A 17,678-nucleotide genomic window follows, 5' to 3' on the forward strand; every position below is an offset into this window, starting at 1 on the left:
CCGCCATCTGGCACAACCGAGCTACCGGCCAACCCGTCACCCGATCTTTGACCGCCTACGACCACTGATCAGGATTAGGACTTACTCGTCTAGGGTGGTCAGGGTGGCGACCCTTCTGCTTCTGCGACACGGCCGGACCACCGCCAACGCCGACGGGGGCCTGGCCGGCCGGCAACCGGTCGAGCTGGACGAGACCGGGCGGGCCCAGGCGACGGCGGTGGGGGAGCGGCTGAAGGGCCTGCCGCTCCGCGCGGTGGTGACCAGTCCGCTGATCCGCTGCCGGCAGACCCTGGAGCTGGCGCTGCCCGAGGCCGAGCCGGTGGTGGAGGAAGGGTTGATCGAGTGCGGGTACGGCGCCTGGGAGGGGCAGCCGCTGAAGAAGCTGGCGAAGGAGCCGCTCTGGCCGGTGGTGCAGCAGCACCCGAGCGCCGCCGTCTTCCCGGAGGGGGAGTCGATGGCGGCGATGTCCGCGCGGGCGGTCGCGGCGGTACGCGCCTGGGATGCCCGGGTGACCGCGGAGCACGGGCCGGAGGCGGTCTGGCTGGCGTGTAGCCACGGCGACGTGATCAAGGCGATCGTGGCGGACGCGCTCGGCGTACATCTGGATCTTTTTCAGCGGATCGTGGCGGACCCGGCGTCGGTGACCGCGATCCGTTACACGCCGCTGCGCCCGTTCCTGGTCCGGCTCAATGACACCGGGGGCGACCTGTCCAGCCTGGTGCCGCCGGCGCGCCGGCGGCGCGGGCGGTCGACGCGGCGGGCGGACTCGGACGCGGCGGTGGGCGGCGGCGCGGGGGCGACCCGGTGAGCCGGCCGACCCGGGGAACGACCGTCGTGGCCGGGGGAGCGGCCGTCGTGGCCCGGGAAGCGACCGTCGTCGCCGAGGGAGCGGCCGTCGTGGCCCGGGAAGCGACCGTCGTCGCCGAGGGAGCGGCCGTCGTGGCCCGGGAAGCGACCATCGTCGCCGGGGGCGCGGCCGTCGTGGCCGGGGGAGCGACGGCGTTGGCCTGGGGTGCGGGCGGGAACGGGGTGCACCGGGCGGTCGGGGCCGGCGCGTTCGCCCTGGGCGGATTCGGCGTCGGTGGGCTGCGCGACGCTCCCACGCTCCGGATAGGGTCGTGGGTATGACCCACCAGGTGCACGCCTTCGAGCCGCCGGAGCGGTTCGTCGCCGGAACCGTCGGCCCGCCGGGGGAGCGTACGTTCTTCCTGCAGGCGCGCGGCGGTGGCCGGCTGGTCAGCGTCGCGCTGGAGAAGGTCCAGGTGTCCCTGCTCGCCGAGAAGCTGGAGGAGCTGCTCTCCGAGGCGCAGCGCCGGTTCGGCGTGGACCTGCCGGAGCTCCCGCCGGCCGTCGGCGACAACGACCCGCTGGACACCCCGGTCGACGAGGAGTTCCGGGTCGGCACCCTGGGCCTGGCCTTCGACGTGGACACCGCCACCGTGGTGATCGAGGCGATCGCGGTCGGTGAGGCGGAGGTCGAGGTCGAGCTGGGCGAGGCCTCCGACGACGACGAGGAGGACGAGGAGCCGGAGGAGCCGGACGAGGACCTCGACCGGCTCCGGGTGCGGTTGACCCCCGAGGCGACCCGCGCGTTCATCGAGCGGGCCCGCCGGGTGGTCAACGCCGGCCGCCCGCCCTGCCCGCTCTGCGGCCAGCCGTTGGATCCGGCGGGCCATCTCTGCCCCCGGCACAACGGTTACCACCGGTGACCTCGTCGGAACTCCAGCCCCGACAGGGTGGCGTCGACGCGTTGCGCCTGCTCAGCGACGGTGAGCTGACCCTGGAGGGGCGGCTGGTCGACGCCTCCAACACGACCCTGCGCGGCATCCTCAGCCTGGACGGGGCGACGGCCCGCTGCGTCTACAAGCCGGTGCGCGGCGAGCGGCCGCTCTGGGACTTTCCGGACGGCACGCTCGCCGGCCGGGAGGTCGCCGCGTACCTGGTCGCCCGGGCCACCGGCTGGGACCTGGTGCCGCCGACGGTGCTGCGTGACGGCCCGTTCGGGCCCGGCTCCTGCCAGCTCTGGATCGACGAGCCGGAGGACGCCGAACCGCTGGTCGGGTTCGTGCCGGCCGAGGCGGTGCCGCCGCGCTGGCTCGCGGTCGCCGCGGCCCGCGACGACGACGGCGCCGCGTACGCCCTCGCGCACGCCGACGACCCGCGGCTGGCCCGGCTCGCGGTCCTCGACGCGGTGATCAACAACGCCGATCGCAAGGGCGGCCACGTCATCGTCGGTCCGGACGACCGGATCTACGGCGTCGACCACGGCGTCTGCTTCCACGTGGAGGAGAAGCTGCGTACGGTCCTGTGGGGCTGGGCCGGCCGGCAGCTGCCGCCGGACGCGGTGGAGATGCTGGACGGGCTGGCGGGGCAGCTCACCGGCGCGCTCGGTGACGAGTTGGCCGAGCACCTGATGCTCTCCGAGATCGCCGAGGTGGCGGCCCGGGTGGACCGGCTGCGCGAGACCGGTCGCTTTCCGCTGCCGCCGCAGGAGTGGCCGGCCATGCCGTGGCCGCCCATGTGAACCGTTGTCACGTTGATCACCCGTGGCTCGGCACCCGAGCGCCTGATGGCTCGTTAGGCTGATGGTCATGGAGTCTTGGACGGGACACGAGGTGCCACGGCTGCCGGGCAGGGGCGAGCCACTGCGGTTGTACGACTCGGCGCGGCAAGGTCTCCAGCCCAGTCGCCCGGACGGGGACGCCGCCATGTACGTGTGCGGCATCACGCCGTACGACGCCACCCACCTCGGCCACGCCGCCACCATGATCACCTTTGACCTGGTGCAGCGGATGTGGCGGGACGCCGGCGTGACCGTCCGGTACGTGCAGAACGTCACCGACATCGACGATCCGCTGCTGGAGCGGGCCGCGCGCGACGGCGAGGACTGGAAGGTCCTGGCCATGCGGGAGACGGCGCTGTTCCGGGAGGACATGGAGGCGCTGCGGATCATCCCGCCGGAGCACTACGTCGGCGCGGTGGAGTCGATCCCGGACATCGCCGAGAAGGTCCTCGTGCTGCTCAAGGACGGCGCCGCGTACCGGCTCGACGACGGCACCGGCGACGTCTACTTCGACGTCTCCGCCGCCCCCGACTTCGGCTACGAGTCCAACCTCTCCCGGGAGGAGATGCTGGAGATCTTCCCGGAGCGCGGCGGCGACCCGGACCGGGCCGGCAAGCGCGACCCGCTCGACCCGCTGCTGTGGCGGGGCGCCCGGGAGGACGAGCCGTCCTGGCCGGGCGGTGAGCTGGGCCCGGGGCGGCCCGGCTGGCACATCGAGTGCGCGGTGATCGCGCTGAACCTGCTCGGCGACCGGATCGACGTGCAGGGCGGCGGCAACGACCTGCTCTTCCCGCACCACGAGTGCTCGGCTGCGCACGCCGAGCGGCTCACCGGCAGCGCGCCCTTCGCCGACCACTACGTGCACGCCGGCATGATCGGCCTGGACGGCGAGAAGATGTCGAAGTCCCGGGGCAACCTGGTCTTCGTCTCCCGGCTGCGCGCCGACCGGGTGGACCCGATGGCGGTCCGGCTGGCCCTGATCAGCGGCCACTACCGCGCCGACCGCTCGTGGACCGACGACCTGCTCGACACGGCGCAGCAGCGGCTGGACCGCTGGCGGCGGGCCGCCGCCGCGCCGGCCGGGCCGTCCGGGGCGGAGCTGCTCGCCGGCGTACGCGCCCGGCTGGCAGACGACCTGGACACCCCCGGCGCGCTCGCGGTGGCCGACGCCTGGGCCGAGCAGGCGCTGGCCGGCGTCGGCGACGACTCCGCCGCCCCGAAGCTCTTCGCCGACACCGTGGACGCCCTCCTCGGCATCCGGCTGTAAGGCGCGGCCGCGCACCGTTTCCGGCACCGGTCGGGGGCCCGCCGCAACGCCCCCGGCCAGTGCCGGGCCGCCGCCTCGGCGCCTCCGGTCAAGCTGGACCGCCGGCTCGGCGCATCCGGTCAAGCCGGGCCGCCGGCTCGGCGCCTCCGGTCAAGCTGGGCCGCCGGCTCGGCGCCTCCGGTCGGGGCCGGGCCGCCTGCCGGCCCGCCCGGCCGCAGCCCGGGTGAGCGGTGAGGGCGGCGCGCTCAGCCGAGCACGAGACCCGGGTCCGGGTCCTGCTCGGGCGCCGGGGCCGGGATCCGGTACTCCTCGGTGAGGGTGGTCATCGGGCCGGGCCAGGTGGCCTGGGCGACCTCGATCGGCTTGCGCCGCTCGTCGTAGGCGACGTGCAGCAGGTGCAGCACCGGGGTGTCGGGCCGGATCTGCAGGATCTCCGCCTCCTCCCGGCTGGGCTGGCGGGCGCTGATCGTGTCGGTGGCCGTGGCGTAGCGCCGGCCGGTGGCCTCCTCGGCCTCCTGGTAGAGCGGGCGGCCGAACGCCTCGGCCCGCTCCAGCGAGGTCCCGGCGGTGTCGCCGGGCAGGAACCAGGAGGCGCCGACCTCGACCGGCGACTCGTCGGTGCGGACCAGGTGCCGTCGGCAGAGCAGCTCGCTGCCGTCGGCCACCCCGAACGCGTCGGCCACCTCGGGCGGGGCGGGGGCCCGGCCCACGGAGACGAGCTGCTGCTTGTACCGGGCGGCCAGGTCGGTGTGGTAGCCGCGGAAGCCGCCGTACCGGCCGCGGGAGAGCCGGTTGAGGCGGCGGCGGGTGCCCCGGACGTACGTACCGGAGCCGGGCTTGGTGATCAGGATGCCCTCGACCCGCAGCTGGTCGACGGCGCGCTGGACGGTCTGCTTCGCCACGCCGAACATCTCGGCGATGGCCGGGATGGACGGCAGCCGCTCGCCGGGGCCCCAGTCGCCGCGGCGCACCTGGGCCTTGAGCTGCGCGGCGATCTGGCGGTGCGGGAACTCGGCCGCACCGGGGTTGATCTGCATGCCCGCCTCCTCCTGACAGCTAGGTTCCTAGGATGCCGTAGCGGCGGTGACGGCGCCACCCCGGACACGCCGAAGGCCGGGCCCCGCAGGACCCGGCCTTCGGCAGGACAGCTACCAGGAGCCGGCGGTGGGACCGGCGGAGCCGCCCCGACGGCGCAGGTACTTCTCGAACTCCTGGGCGATCTCGTCGCCGGTCAACGGGGTGATTCCCGCGTCGCCGACCCGTTCCTCCAGCTCGCGGACGTACTCGCCCAGCTCGGCGTCCTGTTCGGCCGCGCTGCGCACCCGCTGCTCCCACTCGGCGGCCTCCTCGGCCAGGTCGGCCATCGGCACCGGCAGGTCGAGCACCTCCTCGACCCGGTGCAGCAGGGCCAGGGTGGCCTTCGGGCAGGGCGGGTTGTTGGCGTAGTGCGGCACGTGCACCCAGAACGACACGGCGTCGACCTCGGCACGGGTACAGGCGTCGTGCAGCACCCCGACAATGCCGGTCGGGCCGTCGTAGCGGGTGGGGGTGAGCTGGTAGCGCTTCGCCGCGTCCGCGTCCGAGGCGCTGCCGCTGATCGGCAGCGGCCGGGTGTACGGCACGTCGGCCAGCAGCGCGCCGAGCAGCACCACCCGCTCGACCTCCAGGCTGTGGCAGATCTCCAGCACCTGCTCGCAGAAGGTGCGCCAGCGCATGCTCGGCTCGATGCCCCGGATCAGCACCACGTCCCGCTCGGTGCCCTCCGGGCTGGCCACCATGAAGCGGGTGGTGGGCCACTCCACCCGGCGGGTCTCGCCGTCGGCCATGGTGATCGTCGGCCGGCTCACCTGGAAGTCGTAGAAGTCCTCCGGGTCCAGCTCGGCCACCTGCCGCGCCTGCCAGACCTGCTCCAGGTGCTCCACGGCCGCCGTGGAGGCGTCCGCCGCGTCGTTCCAGCCCTCGAAAGCCGCGATGGCGACCGGGGAGCGCAGCACCGGCAGCCCGTCGAACTCGGTCACGCCGTCACCTCACCCTGCTCGCCGGGAGCGGTGTCCCTGATGTGCTTCACGTCCGCCAGCCTACGTGCCGGCGGGAGATGCGGCCCGCCGGCCGCGCCGGTCGGCCCGACCGACCCGGCGGACCGAACGGCTGACCGTGCCGTGGTGATCCCGCCGACAGTATGTGGGAACGGCTGGTTGCGATCACCCGTCGGCGGCCCGTCGCACTAACCTGGCCCTGTGCGGACTTCGTTGCTCGATGTGCTGGCCGACCGGATCCTCATCGCCGACGGCGCGATGGGGACCATGCTCCACGCCGCCGACCTGACCCTGGACGACTTCGACGGCCTTGAGGGCTGCAACGAGATCCTCAACGTCACCCGGCCGGACGTGGTTCAGGGCGTGCACGAGGCGTACCTGGCCGCCGGCGCGGACTGCGTGGAGACCAACACCTTCGGCGCGAACCTGCCCAACCTCGCCGAGTACGGCATCGCCGAGCGGATCCGGGAGCTCTCCGAGGCCGGCGCCCGGCTGGCCCGGGCGGCCGCCGACGCGTACGCCACCCCGGAGCAGCCCCGCTTCGTGCTCGGCTCGATGGGGCCGGGCACCAAGCTGCCCACCCTGGGGCACGCCGGCTACGCCACGCTGCGCGACGCGTACCAGGAGAACGCGGCGGGGCTGATCGCGGGCGGGGCGGACGCCCTGATCATCGAGACCTGCCAGGACCTGCTCCAGGTCAAGGCGGCGGTGATCGGCGCCAAGCGGGCCCGCGCCGAGCTGGGCCGGGACGTCCCGATCATCTGCCAGGTCGCCGTGGAGACCACCGGCACCATGCTGCTGGGCAGCGAGATCGGCGCGGCGCTGACCGCCATCGAGCCGCTCGGCGTCGACCTGATCGGCCTGAACTGCTCCACCGGCCCGGCCGAGATGGGCGAGCACCTGCGCTACCTGTCCCAGCACTCCCGCATCCCGGTGTCGGTGATGCCCAACGCCGGCCTGCCGGTGCTCACCGCCGACGGGGCGTACTTCCCGCTCACCCCGGTGGAACTGGCCGACGCCCTGGAACAGTTCGTCACCGACTACGGCGTGGCGCTCGTCGGCGGCTGCTGCGGCACCACCCCGGAGCACATCCGGGTGCTGGTCGAGCGGCTGCGCGGCACCCGGCCGGTGGCCCGGCAGCCGCAGCCGGAGCCGGGCGTCTCGTCGATCTACCATCACGTGCCGTTCGCCCAGGACGCCAGCATCCTGATGGTGGGGGAGCGGACCAACGCCAACGGCTCGAGGGCGTTCCGGGATGCGATGCTCGCCGGCGACTGGCAGGCCTGCGTGGAGCTCGCCCGGGGCCAGGCCCGCGACGGCTCGCACCTGCTCGACCTCTGCGTCGACTACGTGGGCCGCGACGGCGCCCAGGACATGCGCGAGCTGGCCGGCCGGTTCGCCACCGCCTCCACGCTGCCGATCGTGCTGGACTCCACCGAACCGGCGGTGATCGAGGCCGGGCTGGAGATGCTCGGCGGGCGCTGCGTGGTCAACTCGGTCAACTTCGAGGACGGCGACGGCCCCGAGTCCCGCTACGCCCGGGTGATGCCGGTGGTCGCCGAGCACGGCGCCGCGGTGGTGGCGCTGCTCATCGACGAGGAGGGCCAGGCCCGCACCCGGGACTGGAAGGTACGCGTGGCGTGCCGGCTGATCGACGACCTGACCGGCCGGTGGGGGCTGCGCCGGGGGGACATCCTCATCGACGCGCTGACCTTCCCGATCGCCACCGGCCAGGAGGAGACCCGCCGCGACGGCATCGAGACGATCGAGGCGATCCGGGAAATCGCCGCCCGTTACCCGGGGGTCAACTTCACCCTCGGCATCTCCAACGTCTCGTTCGGCCTGAACCCGGCCGCCCGGCAGGTGCTCAACTCGGTCTTCCTGCACGAGTGCGCGCAGGCCGGGCTGACCTCGGCGATCGTGCACGCCAGCAAGATCCTGCCGATGTCCCGGATCGCCGACGAGCAGCGCGAGGTCGCCCTCGACCTGATCTACGACCGGCGCCGCGAGGGGTACGACCCGGTGCAGCGCTTCATCGAGCTCTTCGAGGGCGTCGACGCCGCCTCGGCGCGGGCCACCCGGGCCGAGGAACTGGCCGCGCTGCCGCTGGAGGAGCGGCTCAAGCGGCGCATCATCGACGGTGAGCGCAACGGCCTGGAGGCCGACCTGGACACCGCGATGGCCGAAGGACGCGCGCCACTGTCCATCATCAACGATCTGCTGCTCGACGGCATGAAGGTGGTCGGCGAGCTGTTCGGCTCCGGCCAGATGCAGCTGCCGTTCGTGCTCCAGTCCGCCGAGGTGATGAAGACCGCGGTGGCCTACCTGGAGCCGCACATGGAGAAGGCCGACGACGGCGGCAAGGGCCGGATCGTGCTGGCCACCGTCAAGGGCGACGTGCACGACATCGGCAAGAACCTGGTCGACATCATCCTGTCCAACAACGGCTACGAGGTCGTCAACATCGGCATCAAGCAGCCGATCAACGCGATCCTCGACGCGGCCGAGGAGCACCGCGCCGACGCCATCGGCATGTCCGGGCTGCTGGTCAAGAGCACGGTCATCATGAAGGAGAACCTGGCCGAGATGGCCGCGCGCGGGGTCGCCGAGCGCTGGCCGGTGCTGCTCGGGGGAGCGGCACTGACCCGGGCGTACGTGGAGGACGACCTGCGGTCGATCTTCCCCGGCCAGGTGCACTACGCCCGGGACGCGTTCGAAGGGCTCTCCCTGATGGACCGGGTGATGACGGCCAAGCGCGGCGGCGCGCCGGTGATCGACCCGGAGCGGGAGGCTGCCCTGGCCGCCCGGCGGGAGCGGCGGGAGCGGCAGCGGGCGATGGTGCGCGAGGCGCTGCCCGAGCTGGACGACGCGTCGGTCCGCTCCGACGTGGCGGTCGACGTGGAGGTGCCGGCCCCGCCGTTCTTCGGCACCCGGGTGGTCAAGGGGATCCCGCTGGCCGACTACGCGGCGCTGCTCGACGAGCGGGCCACCTTCCTCGGCCAGTGGGGGCTGCGCGGCGCGCGCGGCGGCCAGGGCCCGTCGTACGAGGAACTGGTGGAGACCGAGGGGCGACCGCGGTTGCGCTACTGGCTGGACCGCCTCATCGCCGACAAGGTCCTCGAGGCCGCGGTGGTGTACGGCTACTTCCCGGCCTACTCCGAGGGCAACGACCTGGTGGTGCTGGACGAGAACGGGCACAGCGAGCGGGCCCGGTTCTCCTTCCCCCGGCAGCGGCAGGAGCGGCGGCTCTGCCTGGCCGACTTCTTCCGCCCCAAGGGCGAGCAGCTCGACGTGGTGGCGTTGCAGCTGGTCACGGTCGGGCAGCCGATCAGCGAGTACACGGCGAAGATGTTCGCCGGCAACGAGTATCGCGACTACCTGGAGGTGCACGGCCTGTCGGTGCAGCTCACCGAGGCCCTCGCGGAGTACTGGCACCGGCGGATCCGCACCGAGCTGACCCTGCCGAGCGGGCGGACCGTGGCCGACCAGGACCCGGCGGACCTGGCCGGCCTGCTGGGCACCGACTACCGCGGCTGCCGGTACGCGTTCGGCTACCCGGCCTGTCCCGACCTGGAGGACCGGGCGAAGGTCGTCCAGCTGCTCGGCGCCGAGCGGATCGGGGTGCAGCTCTCCGAGGAGTTCCAGCTCGTGCCGGAGCAGGCCACCGACGCCATCGTGGTGCACCACCCGGAGGCGAGCTACTTCAACGCCAAATAGCCGGGGGAGCCCTTGCGGGCCGTCTGACCTGCGATTCCGTCATCATGATCCCTCCGCAGTCCGCGTACGGTCCGCACCAGGAATGATCTTGCGCCGGAACGCGTCGTCTACGGCCTGCCGGGTGCGGTCCTCGTCGGCGGGGAAGAGGTGGCTGTAGACGTTCAGCGTCATGGCCGCGTTGCTGTGCCCGAGTCGGTCGCTGACGACCTTCACCGACTGGCCCGCCGCGATCAACAGGCTCGCGTACGCGTGGCGTAGATCGTGCATCCCGACGCCGGCCAGGCCGGCCCGCTTCACTGCCGGCCGCCAGACTGAGGCGTTGAAGGTGTTGCGGGTGCACGGTCCGTCGCCGTAGCGGAAGACGAAGCTCTGCGGACTCCCGGCTGGCCACTGGCGTAGGTGCTCGGCGAGCTCGGCCAGCACGACGTCGCCGAGCGGGATCACCCGGTACGCTGCCCGGTTCTTCAACGGGCCGACCACCGGACCGGGCTGCACCTGCCGCTGCACCGCCAGGCTGCGGCGCAGCCAGTCGACGTCGCCGAGCTGGACGCCGAACGCCTCGCCCTGCCGCAAGCCGGTCCCGGCCGCGAGCACGACCAGGGCCCGGTACTCCGCCGGCACCGCGTCGGCGATCGCCTCCACCTGCTCGACCGTGAGCGGCGTGATCCGCTTCCGCTCGACCGCCGGCAGCTTCACGCCCTTGCACGGGTCCAGCCCGATCGCCCGGTCCCTGACGGCGGCGGAGAACACCGCCCGGACCGTCGAGAACACGGTACGCACCGACCCGGCCGCCAGCGACCAGCCGGACACCATGGCCTGCACTTGCGACGGTCTGACGGCCGCGAGTGCCAGCCCACCGATCGCCGGGTAGACGTGCCGCTCGAGGGTGGACTGGTGACGGGCTGCCGTGTTCGGTCGGGCCGGCTGCGCCGTGCGCCACTGCTCGGCGAAGTCCCGGAACGTCACGCGGCCCGCCTGCGGGTCGACATAGGCGCCGCGCACCATGTCGGCTGTGACCGTCGCCCGCCATCGCTCGGCGTCCACCTTGCGGGCGAAGTGCTTTGCCCGCTCCCTACCCTCGGGGTCCCGCCAGCGGACGCGGTACCGGCCGTCGGGGCGCTTCTGGATGCTGGCCACGGCTACGCCTCCTCGTCGGCGTGTGCGCCCGGCAGGCCGTGCACCTCGCGTGCCTTGCGGATCCACCGGTTCGCAGTCGACCGCGGCAGCTTGAACGCGGCCATGATGGCCAGCCGCGGCTTGCCCCACGACACGTACTCGAACCAGTACATCCGCGCCAGGGTCAGCACCTCCGCATCGTCGAGCGGGCCGGTCCGGCTGCGTCCCCACTGCTCGGCGACGCCCTTACCGCGCCTCGTGGCCTGCCACACCACGGAGGACATCACCGCGCCGAGCTGGAGCGTCGTCAGGTCCTCCGGTGACACCGACGCGCCGTCGGTGCGCTCCACCGACACCACGTCGGCCCGGACGCGCTCCGCGCCGTTGAAGGACGCGGCGATGCGGGCGCGCAGCGGCTGGGTTTCGTACTCCACCAGCGCGACGAACCGTTCGGGCAGCCGGTCGCCGGCCGGCCCGTACGGGATCCACGGCACGCCCTCCGGGGCGTCCGGCGGTGGCTCAATCACCACTTTCCAACGGTCGGCCATGACACGGAGGTTACGCACTTGCGGTACCCCCGTCAAGCGGGGTACAACATGTGCCAACGGTGATACCCACCTTCAGAGAGGTTCCACCCGTCATGCCGGAGTACCTGACCACACAGGAAGTCGCGGATCTGTGCCGCACGTCGCCGGAGACCGTCCGCTACTGGCGCCACATCCGGAAGGGGCCGAAGAGCTTCAAGCTCGGCCGGAAGGTGCTCTACGCCCGCGAGGACGTGCAGGCGTACCTCGACGCGGCCCGCAACGCCGGCCGGGCGGCGGCCTGATGCAGCCGACAGAAAACGGGCGCCCCGAGGCTGGTGCAATCGGGGCGCCCGCTCAGCAGGCCGGCGAGACCTGTAGCCAGTCTACGCGTGCGAGCGACATTCCTGCGGCATGGCACGAGCAGGCCGACTGGGAGAACGCGCACCAGTACGCGGAGGGCTGGGCCGCCGGGTACGCCGCCGGGTGGCAGGCCGTCGCCGACGAGGTGGTGCGTGCGACCGGCGTACGCCCTTACACCGCCAAGGCCGTCATCCAGTGGCTGTGCCGCTCCATCGACCTCGACAAGCGGCAGCGCACCCCGGAGGCCTACGCCTCCTCGGAGAACGGCATGGACCTCGGGATGGCCGAGCGGGAGATGTTCGGACGGCTGGCCGCATGAGCGAACCCGACGGCGCCGAGCTGCTCGACGAACTACGCGCCGCCATCACCCGCTACGTCGTCCTGCCCAGCGACCAGACCGCCGACGCGGTGACGTGCTACATCGCGGCAACCTACGGGGTCGCGGCGTGGGAACACGCCACCCGCCTGATGATCCTCTCTCCTGAGAAGCGGTGCGGTAAGTCGCGGCTGCTCGACATCATCGAGGCCACCTGCCACTCCCCGTTGATCACGGTGAACATCTCCCCCGCCGCGCTGGTGCGCTCCCTCGGCGACAACCCGCCGACGCTCCTGCTCGACGAGGCCGACACGGTGTTCGGGAAGAAAGCCGCGGACAACAACGAAGACCTCCGGGGCATCCTCAACGCCGGTCACCAGCGCAGCCGGCCGTACATCCGGTGGGACGCCGCGGCGCGAGCGCTAGAACGGTGCCCCACCTTCTCCATGGCGGTGCTGGCCGGGATCGGTGACATGCCGGACACCATCATGGACCGGTCCGTCATCGCCAGGATGCGCCGCCGGGCGCCTCACGAGAAGGTGGCGCCGTACCGCCGCCGCCGCGACGAACCCGCGCTGCGGGACCTCGGCAACCGGATCAGGGACTGGGTCACGTCCAACCTGACCATGCTGTCGACGGTCGAGCCGGAGATGCCCGTAGAGGACCGCGCCGCCGACACCTGGGAGCCCCTGGTAGCGGTCGCCGACCTGGCCGGCGGTGACTGGCCGGAGCGGATCCGCCGGGCCTGCCGGGCGATGGTCGCTGAGGCCGACGCCGACGGCACAGACGCCACCCTCGCCCGCCGGCTCCTCGCCGATCTCCGGGACGTGTTCGAGGGTGCGCAGAACCTCTACACCACGACGGTCTTGGAGCGGCTGCACAAGATCGAAGATGCGCCGTGGAGCAACTACTTCGGCCGTCCACTCACCTCGGCGGATCTTGCGAAGCTGCTGAGGGACTACCGGGTCAAGCCGGTCGACGTGCGGGAGCCGGGCGGCCCGAATCGGAAGGGCTACCGGAAAGACGATCTTCACGACGCATGGAACAGGTACGCACCCCGCGACAGCCGCGACACAGGCGACATTGCAGGTCAACCGCGTCGCGGGGATGAATCGGACACAGCGACAGCCGCGACGCCGCGACAAGCCGCGACGCCTCTGAGCAGGGATGTCACTCCTGTCGCGGCTGTCGCGGACACATGCCCTGACTGTGGCGAGCCGTACGGGTCGCTCTGCCATTCGATCAACTGTGAGGGACTGGACGCAGCATGACCGCCATCACGAGCACCGGATACCTGATCCACCTCGACGAGCTTCTCCCGGCCCTCGCCGACATCAAGCCCTGCCCCGACTGCGCCGGGGGCCTCGGCATCCACATCGAACCCTCGGGGGAGTGGAACCCCGTCCAGGTCCACAACGTGCCCTGCCCCCGCACCACCGGCCGGCCCCGCCTCGCCGCCGTCCCGGACGTGACGCCATGACCACACCAGCCCACCAGTCCGCCCCACCCACCACCGACCAATGGCACGCCCTGGTCGCCGACCTCTACGCCGCAGTCGCCAGCAGCTACCACGCCATCGCCCTGATGCGACGAAGCACCAGACGACGTGCGGTGACGCCCGTTACAGGCAGGGGGGCGGGTACGTCACGCAACGTCACAAGTCTTGACCCATCGCCTTCCGTCAGGCGTTTCTCCCCCCGCGACGCCGTGACGCTGGGGCGTGACGCGTGACGCCCCAGATGTTCCGCACACAGATTCCCGCCATAGGGACGGATGGGTCGCGACCTGCGGTTTTGCGTCCGACCCCCGCGCCCCGGGTGCGCCGTGACGGGAGGCGTGACGCGTGACGCGTGACCACGACGACGTGACGGGAGCCGCGGTCGCGGTGCTGTCGGCGATGGCTCGGGGTGACGTGGCTGGCGCTGACGCGGTGCTGGCCACCGTGGACCCGTGGGCGCTGGCCGGGTGGCTGCTCGGGCTGGTCGACCAGCTCGGCCCGGCGGCGTTCGGTGACCGTGAGCGGTACCTGGAGGTACTGGCCGCGTGGCGGCCGGGGCAACGGCTCGGCGACACCACCGAGTGACCTATGATCGATCTGCCACCGGGCCGCGCCCGGGGCCGGCGCCGCGGGCCGCGCAAGCCTCCCGCCCCGTCGACCAGTACCGGCGCGAGCATCCGACCCGGGCCGCCCGTTCGGGCCTCCCAGGGAGCAACGGCAGAACCCTTGACCGTGCCTTCCTGAGGAGAAGTGAGTACATGGCACGCAGCATCAGCATCATCCGCGCGGAGCTGGACGAGGCGCGCGCGAAGCGGTCCCGCATCGAGGCCGACATGGGCGAGCTGGACCGGGCGATCGGTGACGGCACCCCGACCGCCGGCCAGCAGGAGCGGTGGGAGCGGCTGACCGCCGGGCAGACCAAGGCGCGGGTTGACGTCGAGCGCCTGGACGAGGAGATGCGCGACGCGGTGACCGACCTGGCCGCCGGCGGCAGCGTGATCGGCGGTGACGGCGCCCGGCAGGACGGCGGGGACCAGGCCCGGCGCGGCCCGCAGCGGGACAAGGCGCTGCGGTTCGTCGAGGCCGCGGAGCGGGCCGGTGAGCTGCCCACCCACAGCGCCGACAAGGTGGACCGGCTGCTGCGCACCGGCACCACCGGCGAACGGTCCAACGCCGCCCGGTGGGCGGAGGCCGCCGGGGACCCGGACTACCTGCGGGCGTTCGGCAAGCTGCTCGCCGACCCGCAGCGCGGGCACCTGACCTGGGATGGCCGGGAGTCGGAGGCGTACCGGCGGGCGCGGGCGCTCGGCGACGAGATGCGCTCGGCGATGTCGACCGGCAACAACGTCGGCGGCGAGCTGATCCCGCTGTCGCTGGACCCGTCGATCCTGCTCACCTCTGACGGGTCGATCAACCCGATCCGCCGCAACAGCCGGGTCGTGCAGACCGCCACCAACCAGCACCGGGTGGTCACGTCCGCCGGGGCCACCGCCGAGTGGAAGACGGAGGCGGCCGAGGCGGCGGACGGCTCGCCGGCGCTGGCCGAGGTGGACATTCCGCTGTTCCTCGCCGACGCCAACGTCGTCTACTCGTACGAGCTGGCGTGGTCGACCCGCGACCTGGTCGCCGAGCTCCAGCCGGTCGTCATGGACGCCGTCGACCAGCTCGAGGCCACCGCGTTCACCACCGGCAACGGCACGACCGCGCCGCAGGGCCTCATCACCGGTCTGGTCGGCACATCCAGCGAGATCAACTCGTCGGTGTCGGAGGCGTTCACCGCGGCCGACATCTACGCACTGCAGAACGCCCTTCCGCCGCGGTTCTCCGACGGCGCCGCGTGGTACGCCAACATCGCGATCGTCAACGCCGCCCGCCAGTTCGAGACCACGAACGGGGCCATCAAGTTCCCGGAGCTGATGGCCAACCCGCCGTCGCTGCTCGGCCGGCGGGTGTGGGAGACGTCGAACATGGACGGCAGCTACAACGCGGCCGCGACCGCCAGCAACTACGTGATGGTGTACGGCAACCTGTCGCGGGCGTACGTGGTGGTCGACCGGATCGGCTCGTTCGTAGAGATCACCCCCCGGCTGGGCGCCAACTCCCGGCCGAAGGGTGAGCGGAACATGACGCTGTACCGGATGACCGGTGCGAAGGTCGTCCGGCCGCAGGCCGCCCGACTGCTGGACGTCCCGACCACCGCCTGACACCTGATCTTGCGGCGTGGCGCGTCAACCTCACCGCCGGTGCCCAATCTCGGGGATCCACACCGGGGCAACGGACAGGAAGGCGCGGAGGGCCCAATCTGCGGGCCCTGTGACGCGACCTGCGCGCCACGCCGCACCCCCCACCAATCGCAGAAGAGGACGCAGATGACTTTCCCCGTAGACCCCGCCCGGCGGCTTGTCCGCGGTGCGCCCGCCCGGTCGCCGCTGCGCCGCGCGATTCCCAACCTCGCACCGACCGCGTACTGGCCACTGGAGGACGGCCCCGGCGCCCCGTCGGGGGCGAGCGCGGTCGACGGCGTTGCGGCGATGGCACCGTACGGGTACTCCCGGTTCGAGATCCCCGGCTCCGGTGGGCGGCCTGAGCCGGCCGCCGGGCTGCCGGAGTTCGCTACCGGGTCGGGTATTCCCGGGTCGCTGCCGGTGCCGGACTGGTCGCGGGGTGGGGTGCTGGTGGGCCAGCCTCCACGCCCCACGTCGGGCACCCAGTCGTGGCGGGTCGCGTTCGTGGCCGTGTTCCCGCGCGACATGCAGGCCTCGGGGACGACGTTCATTGGCTGGACGGTCAGCGAGGGCACCTACCCGTACTGGGAGATCCAGGCCGACAGCGGCGGCCTGTTCGTCACCGCGCAGGACAGCCTGGGGACGGCCGGGTACGGCACCGCCACCGACCCGGTGAACCTGTTCGACGGGCGCCCGCACTTCGTGGAGGTCAACGCGCTGACCGTGCTGGGAGCACTCGCCGCCCGCGTCTACATCGACGGTTTCGAGTACGGGATCGTCCACACGATCGCCGCGCCGAACCTGGTGTTCCCGCCCGGATGGGTCACGTCGATCACCCCCAACGTGAAGGAGTGGACGTCCGCCGACGTCGGCTCGATCGAGGGCATGCCGCAGCTGGGGCACATCGCCGTGTGGCAGCCGTCCGTGCCCATTGTGGGGCATGTCGAGGCGATGCGCGGGCACGCCGGCGAGCCGGCGACGACCCGGCTGGCGAGGTTGTGCGCGGAGGACGGCGTCCGGCTATCCATGCCGAACGTGCCCGACGACGCGTCGAGCCGGATGGGGCCGCAGCCGGCCGGCGCGGGCCTGGACCTGTACCGGCAGTGCGCGGAAGCGGACCTGGGGGCGCTGTACGAGCAGGGTTTCGGCCTGGCCTACGTGCCGCGCTACGCCCGCTACAACCGGCCGACGACGCTCACCCTGGACTACGCGGCCGGGCAGGTCGCGCCGCCGCTTGAGCCCGTCGACGACGACCAGCTCCTACGCAACCGGGTGACGGTGTCTCGGCCCGACGGGTCCGAGGCGACCGTCGAAGACGCGGCCAGCGTCACCGCCGCCGGCACCTACGAGCGGTCGGTGGAGGTGAACCTGGCCAGCGACGAAATCCTCCAGAGCCACGCCACCTGGCGGCTACACCTCGCCGACGTGACGCAGTGGCCACCCGAGCAGCAGCTCCGGTGGCTTGCCGGCGAGGTGTCGCAGTGGTCACCGGAGGAACTGCGCTGGGTGGCCTGGCACGAGGCGGCGCACGCCGTCGTCGCGGTGGTCCTCGGCTGCCTCGTGGACTGGGCCGACCTGGACGCGGGACCGGGCTACGGCGGGACGCTGGTGGCCGCCCGCGACCCGCACACGGACGCGGTGGTGTCGCTCGCCGGCTGGATGGCCAGCGGCGGGCACCTGTGGGGGCCCCTCACCACCCACGACACCCAGCAGGCGATCGAGCTGGTCGGCATGGACGCCATTCCCGCCGCCATGCGCGACGCCGAAGCGATCCTGGTGAGCCGGCGCAGTGACGTCGCCGCTGTGGCCGCCGCCCTGGTCCAGCACCGGATACTCACCGGCGAGCAGATCACCGCCATGGTGCAGGGCGCCACGGTCCCGGCGTTGAGCCCCGGGCAGCCCCGTCCGGGCGGCCCGCCGAAGCCGACAGGACCGTCCGGACCGAGACCGAAGGGCACGCACTGACCGAGTACCCCGTCGCGGCGGGGGGGGGGCTGAGTAGGCAGAAGCGACAGAACCCAGCACTGGCCCCACACCTCCCGCCCGCCACCCA

General features: G+C 72.6%; 17 protein-coding genes. 13 read left to right on the forward strand and 4 right to left on the reverse strand.

Annotated elements, in window-relative coordinates:
* The first annotated feature begins 94 nt into the window (after window positions 1-94).
* The 5 genes from AB0I11_RS32595 (at window position 95) to mshC (ending at window position 3,830) form a co-directional block, all read left to right on the forward strand.
* Window positions 95-808 (forward strand): histidine phosphatase family protein, encoded by a 714-nt coding sequence (locus AB0I11_RS32595; protein WP_357329473.1) that lies wholly within the window; start codon window positions 95-97, stop codon window positions 806-808.
* A gap of 47 nt (window positions 809-855) precedes the next feature.
* Complete coding sequence (locus AB0I11_RS32600) at window positions 856-1,128, forward strand: hypothetical protein (protein WP_357329475.1); 273 nt, start codon at window positions 856-858, stop codon at window positions 1,126-1,128.
* On the forward strand, window positions 1,125-1,709 hold the full coding sequence (locus tag AB0I11_RS32605) for a DUF3090 domain-containing protein (RefSeq protein WP_357329477.1): 585 nt from the start codon (window positions 1,125-1,127) through the stop codon (window positions 1,707-1,709). Before AB0I11_RS32600 ends, AB0I11_RS32605 begins: the two co-directional genes overlap by 4 nt.
* A complete protein-coding gene (locus AB0I11_RS32610) occupies window positions 1,706-2,524 on the forward strand; it encodes an SCO1664 family protein (protein ID WP_357329479.1) in 819 nt (272 codons plus the stop codon). The genes AB0I11_RS32605 and AB0I11_RS32610 overlap by 4 nt, the downstream gene beginning before the upstream one ends.
* A gap of 67 nt (window positions 2,525-2,591) precedes the next feature.
* The gene (gene mshC, locus AB0I11_RS32615; protein WP_357329481.1) at window positions 2,592-3,830 is read left to right on the forward strand and encodes a cysteine--1-D-myo-inosityl 2-amino-2-deoxy-alpha-D-glucopyranoside ligase; all 1,239 of its coding nucleotides are present in this window, start codon (window positions 2,592-2,594) and stop codon (window positions 3,828-3,830) included.
* Window positions 3,831-4,075: 245 nt separating this feature from the next.
* On the opposite strand, the gene AB0I11_RS32620 is transcribed toward mshC, so the two are convergent.
* Both AB0I11_RS32620 and AB0I11_RS32625 read right to left on the reverse strand, forming a co-directional pair.
* Complete coding sequence (locus AB0I11_RS32620; protein WP_357329483.1) at window positions 4,076-4,867, reverse strand: GntR family transcriptional regulator; 792 nt, start codon at window positions 4,865-4,867, stop codon at window positions 4,076-4,078.
* A gap of 111 nt (window positions 4,868-4,978) precedes the next feature.
* The gene (locus AB0I11_RS32625; protein WP_151465579.1) at window positions 4,979-5,848 is read right to left on the reverse strand and encodes a PAC2 family protein; all 870 of its coding nucleotides are present in this window, start codon (window positions 5,846-5,848) and stop codon (window positions 4,979-4,981) included.
* Between the two features lie 219 nt (window positions 5,849-6,067).
* Between AB0I11_RS32625 and metH the strand changes: the two genes are divergently transcribed.
* A complete protein-coding gene (metH, locus tag AB0I11_RS32630) occupies window positions 6,068-9,583 on the forward strand; it encodes a methionine synthase (protein ID WP_357329485.1) in 3,516 nt (1,171 codons plus the stop codon).
* 42 nt (window positions 9,584-9,625) lie between these two features.
* On the opposite strand, the gene AB0I11_RS32635 is transcribed toward metH, so the two are convergent.
* Both AB0I11_RS32635 and AB0I11_RS32640 read right to left on the reverse strand, forming a co-directional pair.
* The gene (locus tag AB0I11_RS32635; RefSeq protein WP_357329487.1) at window positions 9,626-10,720 is read right to left on the reverse strand and encodes a site-specific integrase; all 1,095 of its coding nucleotides are present in this window, start codon (window positions 10,718-10,720) and stop codon (window positions 9,626-9,628) included.
* 2 nt (window positions 10,721-10,722) lie between these two features.
* Complete coding sequence (locus AB0I11_RS32640; RefSeq protein ID WP_357329489.1) at window positions 10,723-11,229, reverse strand: hypothetical protein; 507 nt, start codon at window positions 11,227-11,229, stop codon at window positions 10,723-10,725.
* Between the two features lie 110 nt (window positions 11,230-11,339).
* On the opposite strand from AB0I11_RS32640, the gene AB0I11_RS32645 reads away from it, so the two are divergent.
* From AB0I11_RS32645 to AB0I11_RS32675, 7 genes are all read left to right on the forward strand, one after another.
* Window positions 11,340-11,528: a helix-turn-helix domain-containing protein gene (locus tag AB0I11_RS32645; RefSeq protein ID WP_357329491.1), complete on the forward strand. Its 189-nt coding sequence runs from the start codon at window positions 11,340-11,342 to the stop codon at window positions 11,526-11,528.
* Window positions 11,528-11,905 (forward strand): hypothetical protein, encoded by a 378-nt coding sequence (locus AB0I11_RS32650; protein WP_357329493.1) that lies wholly within the window; start codon window positions 11,528-11,530, stop codon window positions 11,903-11,905. The genes AB0I11_RS32645 and AB0I11_RS32650 overlap by 1 nt, the downstream gene beginning before the upstream one ends.
* Window positions 11,902-13,173, forward strand: a complete 1,272-nt coding sequence (locus AB0I11_RS32655; RefSeq protein WP_357329495.1) for a DUF3631 domain-containing protein — start codon at window positions 11,902-11,904, stop codon at window positions 13,171-13,173. The genes AB0I11_RS32650 and AB0I11_RS32655 overlap by 4 nt, the downstream gene beginning before the upstream one ends.
* A complete protein-coding gene (locus AB0I11_RS32660) occupies window positions 13,170-13,382 on the forward strand; it encodes a hypothetical protein (RefSeq protein ID WP_357329497.1) in 213 nt (70 codons plus the stop codon). Before AB0I11_RS32655 ends, AB0I11_RS32660 begins: the two co-directional genes overlap by 4 nt.
* A 363-nt stretch (window positions 13,383-13,745) precedes the next feature.
* Window positions 13,746-13,985 (forward strand): hypothetical protein, encoded by a 240-nt coding sequence (locus AB0I11_RS32665; protein ID WP_357329499.1) that lies wholly within the window; start codon window positions 13,746-13,748, stop codon window positions 13,983-13,985.
* Between the two features lie 173 nt (window positions 13,986-14,158).
* On the forward strand, window positions 14,159-15,604 hold the full coding sequence (locus tag AB0I11_RS32670; protein ID WP_357329501.1) for a phage major capsid protein: 1,446 nt from the start codon (window positions 14,159-14,161) through the stop codon (window positions 15,602-15,604).
* Window positions 15,605-15,769: 165 nt separating this feature from the next.
* Window positions 15,770-17,590, forward strand: a complete 1,821-nt coding sequence (locus AB0I11_RS32675) for a hypothetical protein (protein ID WP_357329503.1) — start codon at window positions 15,770-15,772, stop codon at window positions 17,588-17,590.
* Window positions 17,591-17,678: the final 88 nt, after the last annotated feature.

The organism is Micromonospora sp. NPDC050495, from assembly GCF_040655175.1.
Taxonomy (GTDB): Bacteria; Actinomycetota; Actinomycetes; order Mycobacteriales; family Micromonosporaceae; genus Micromonospora.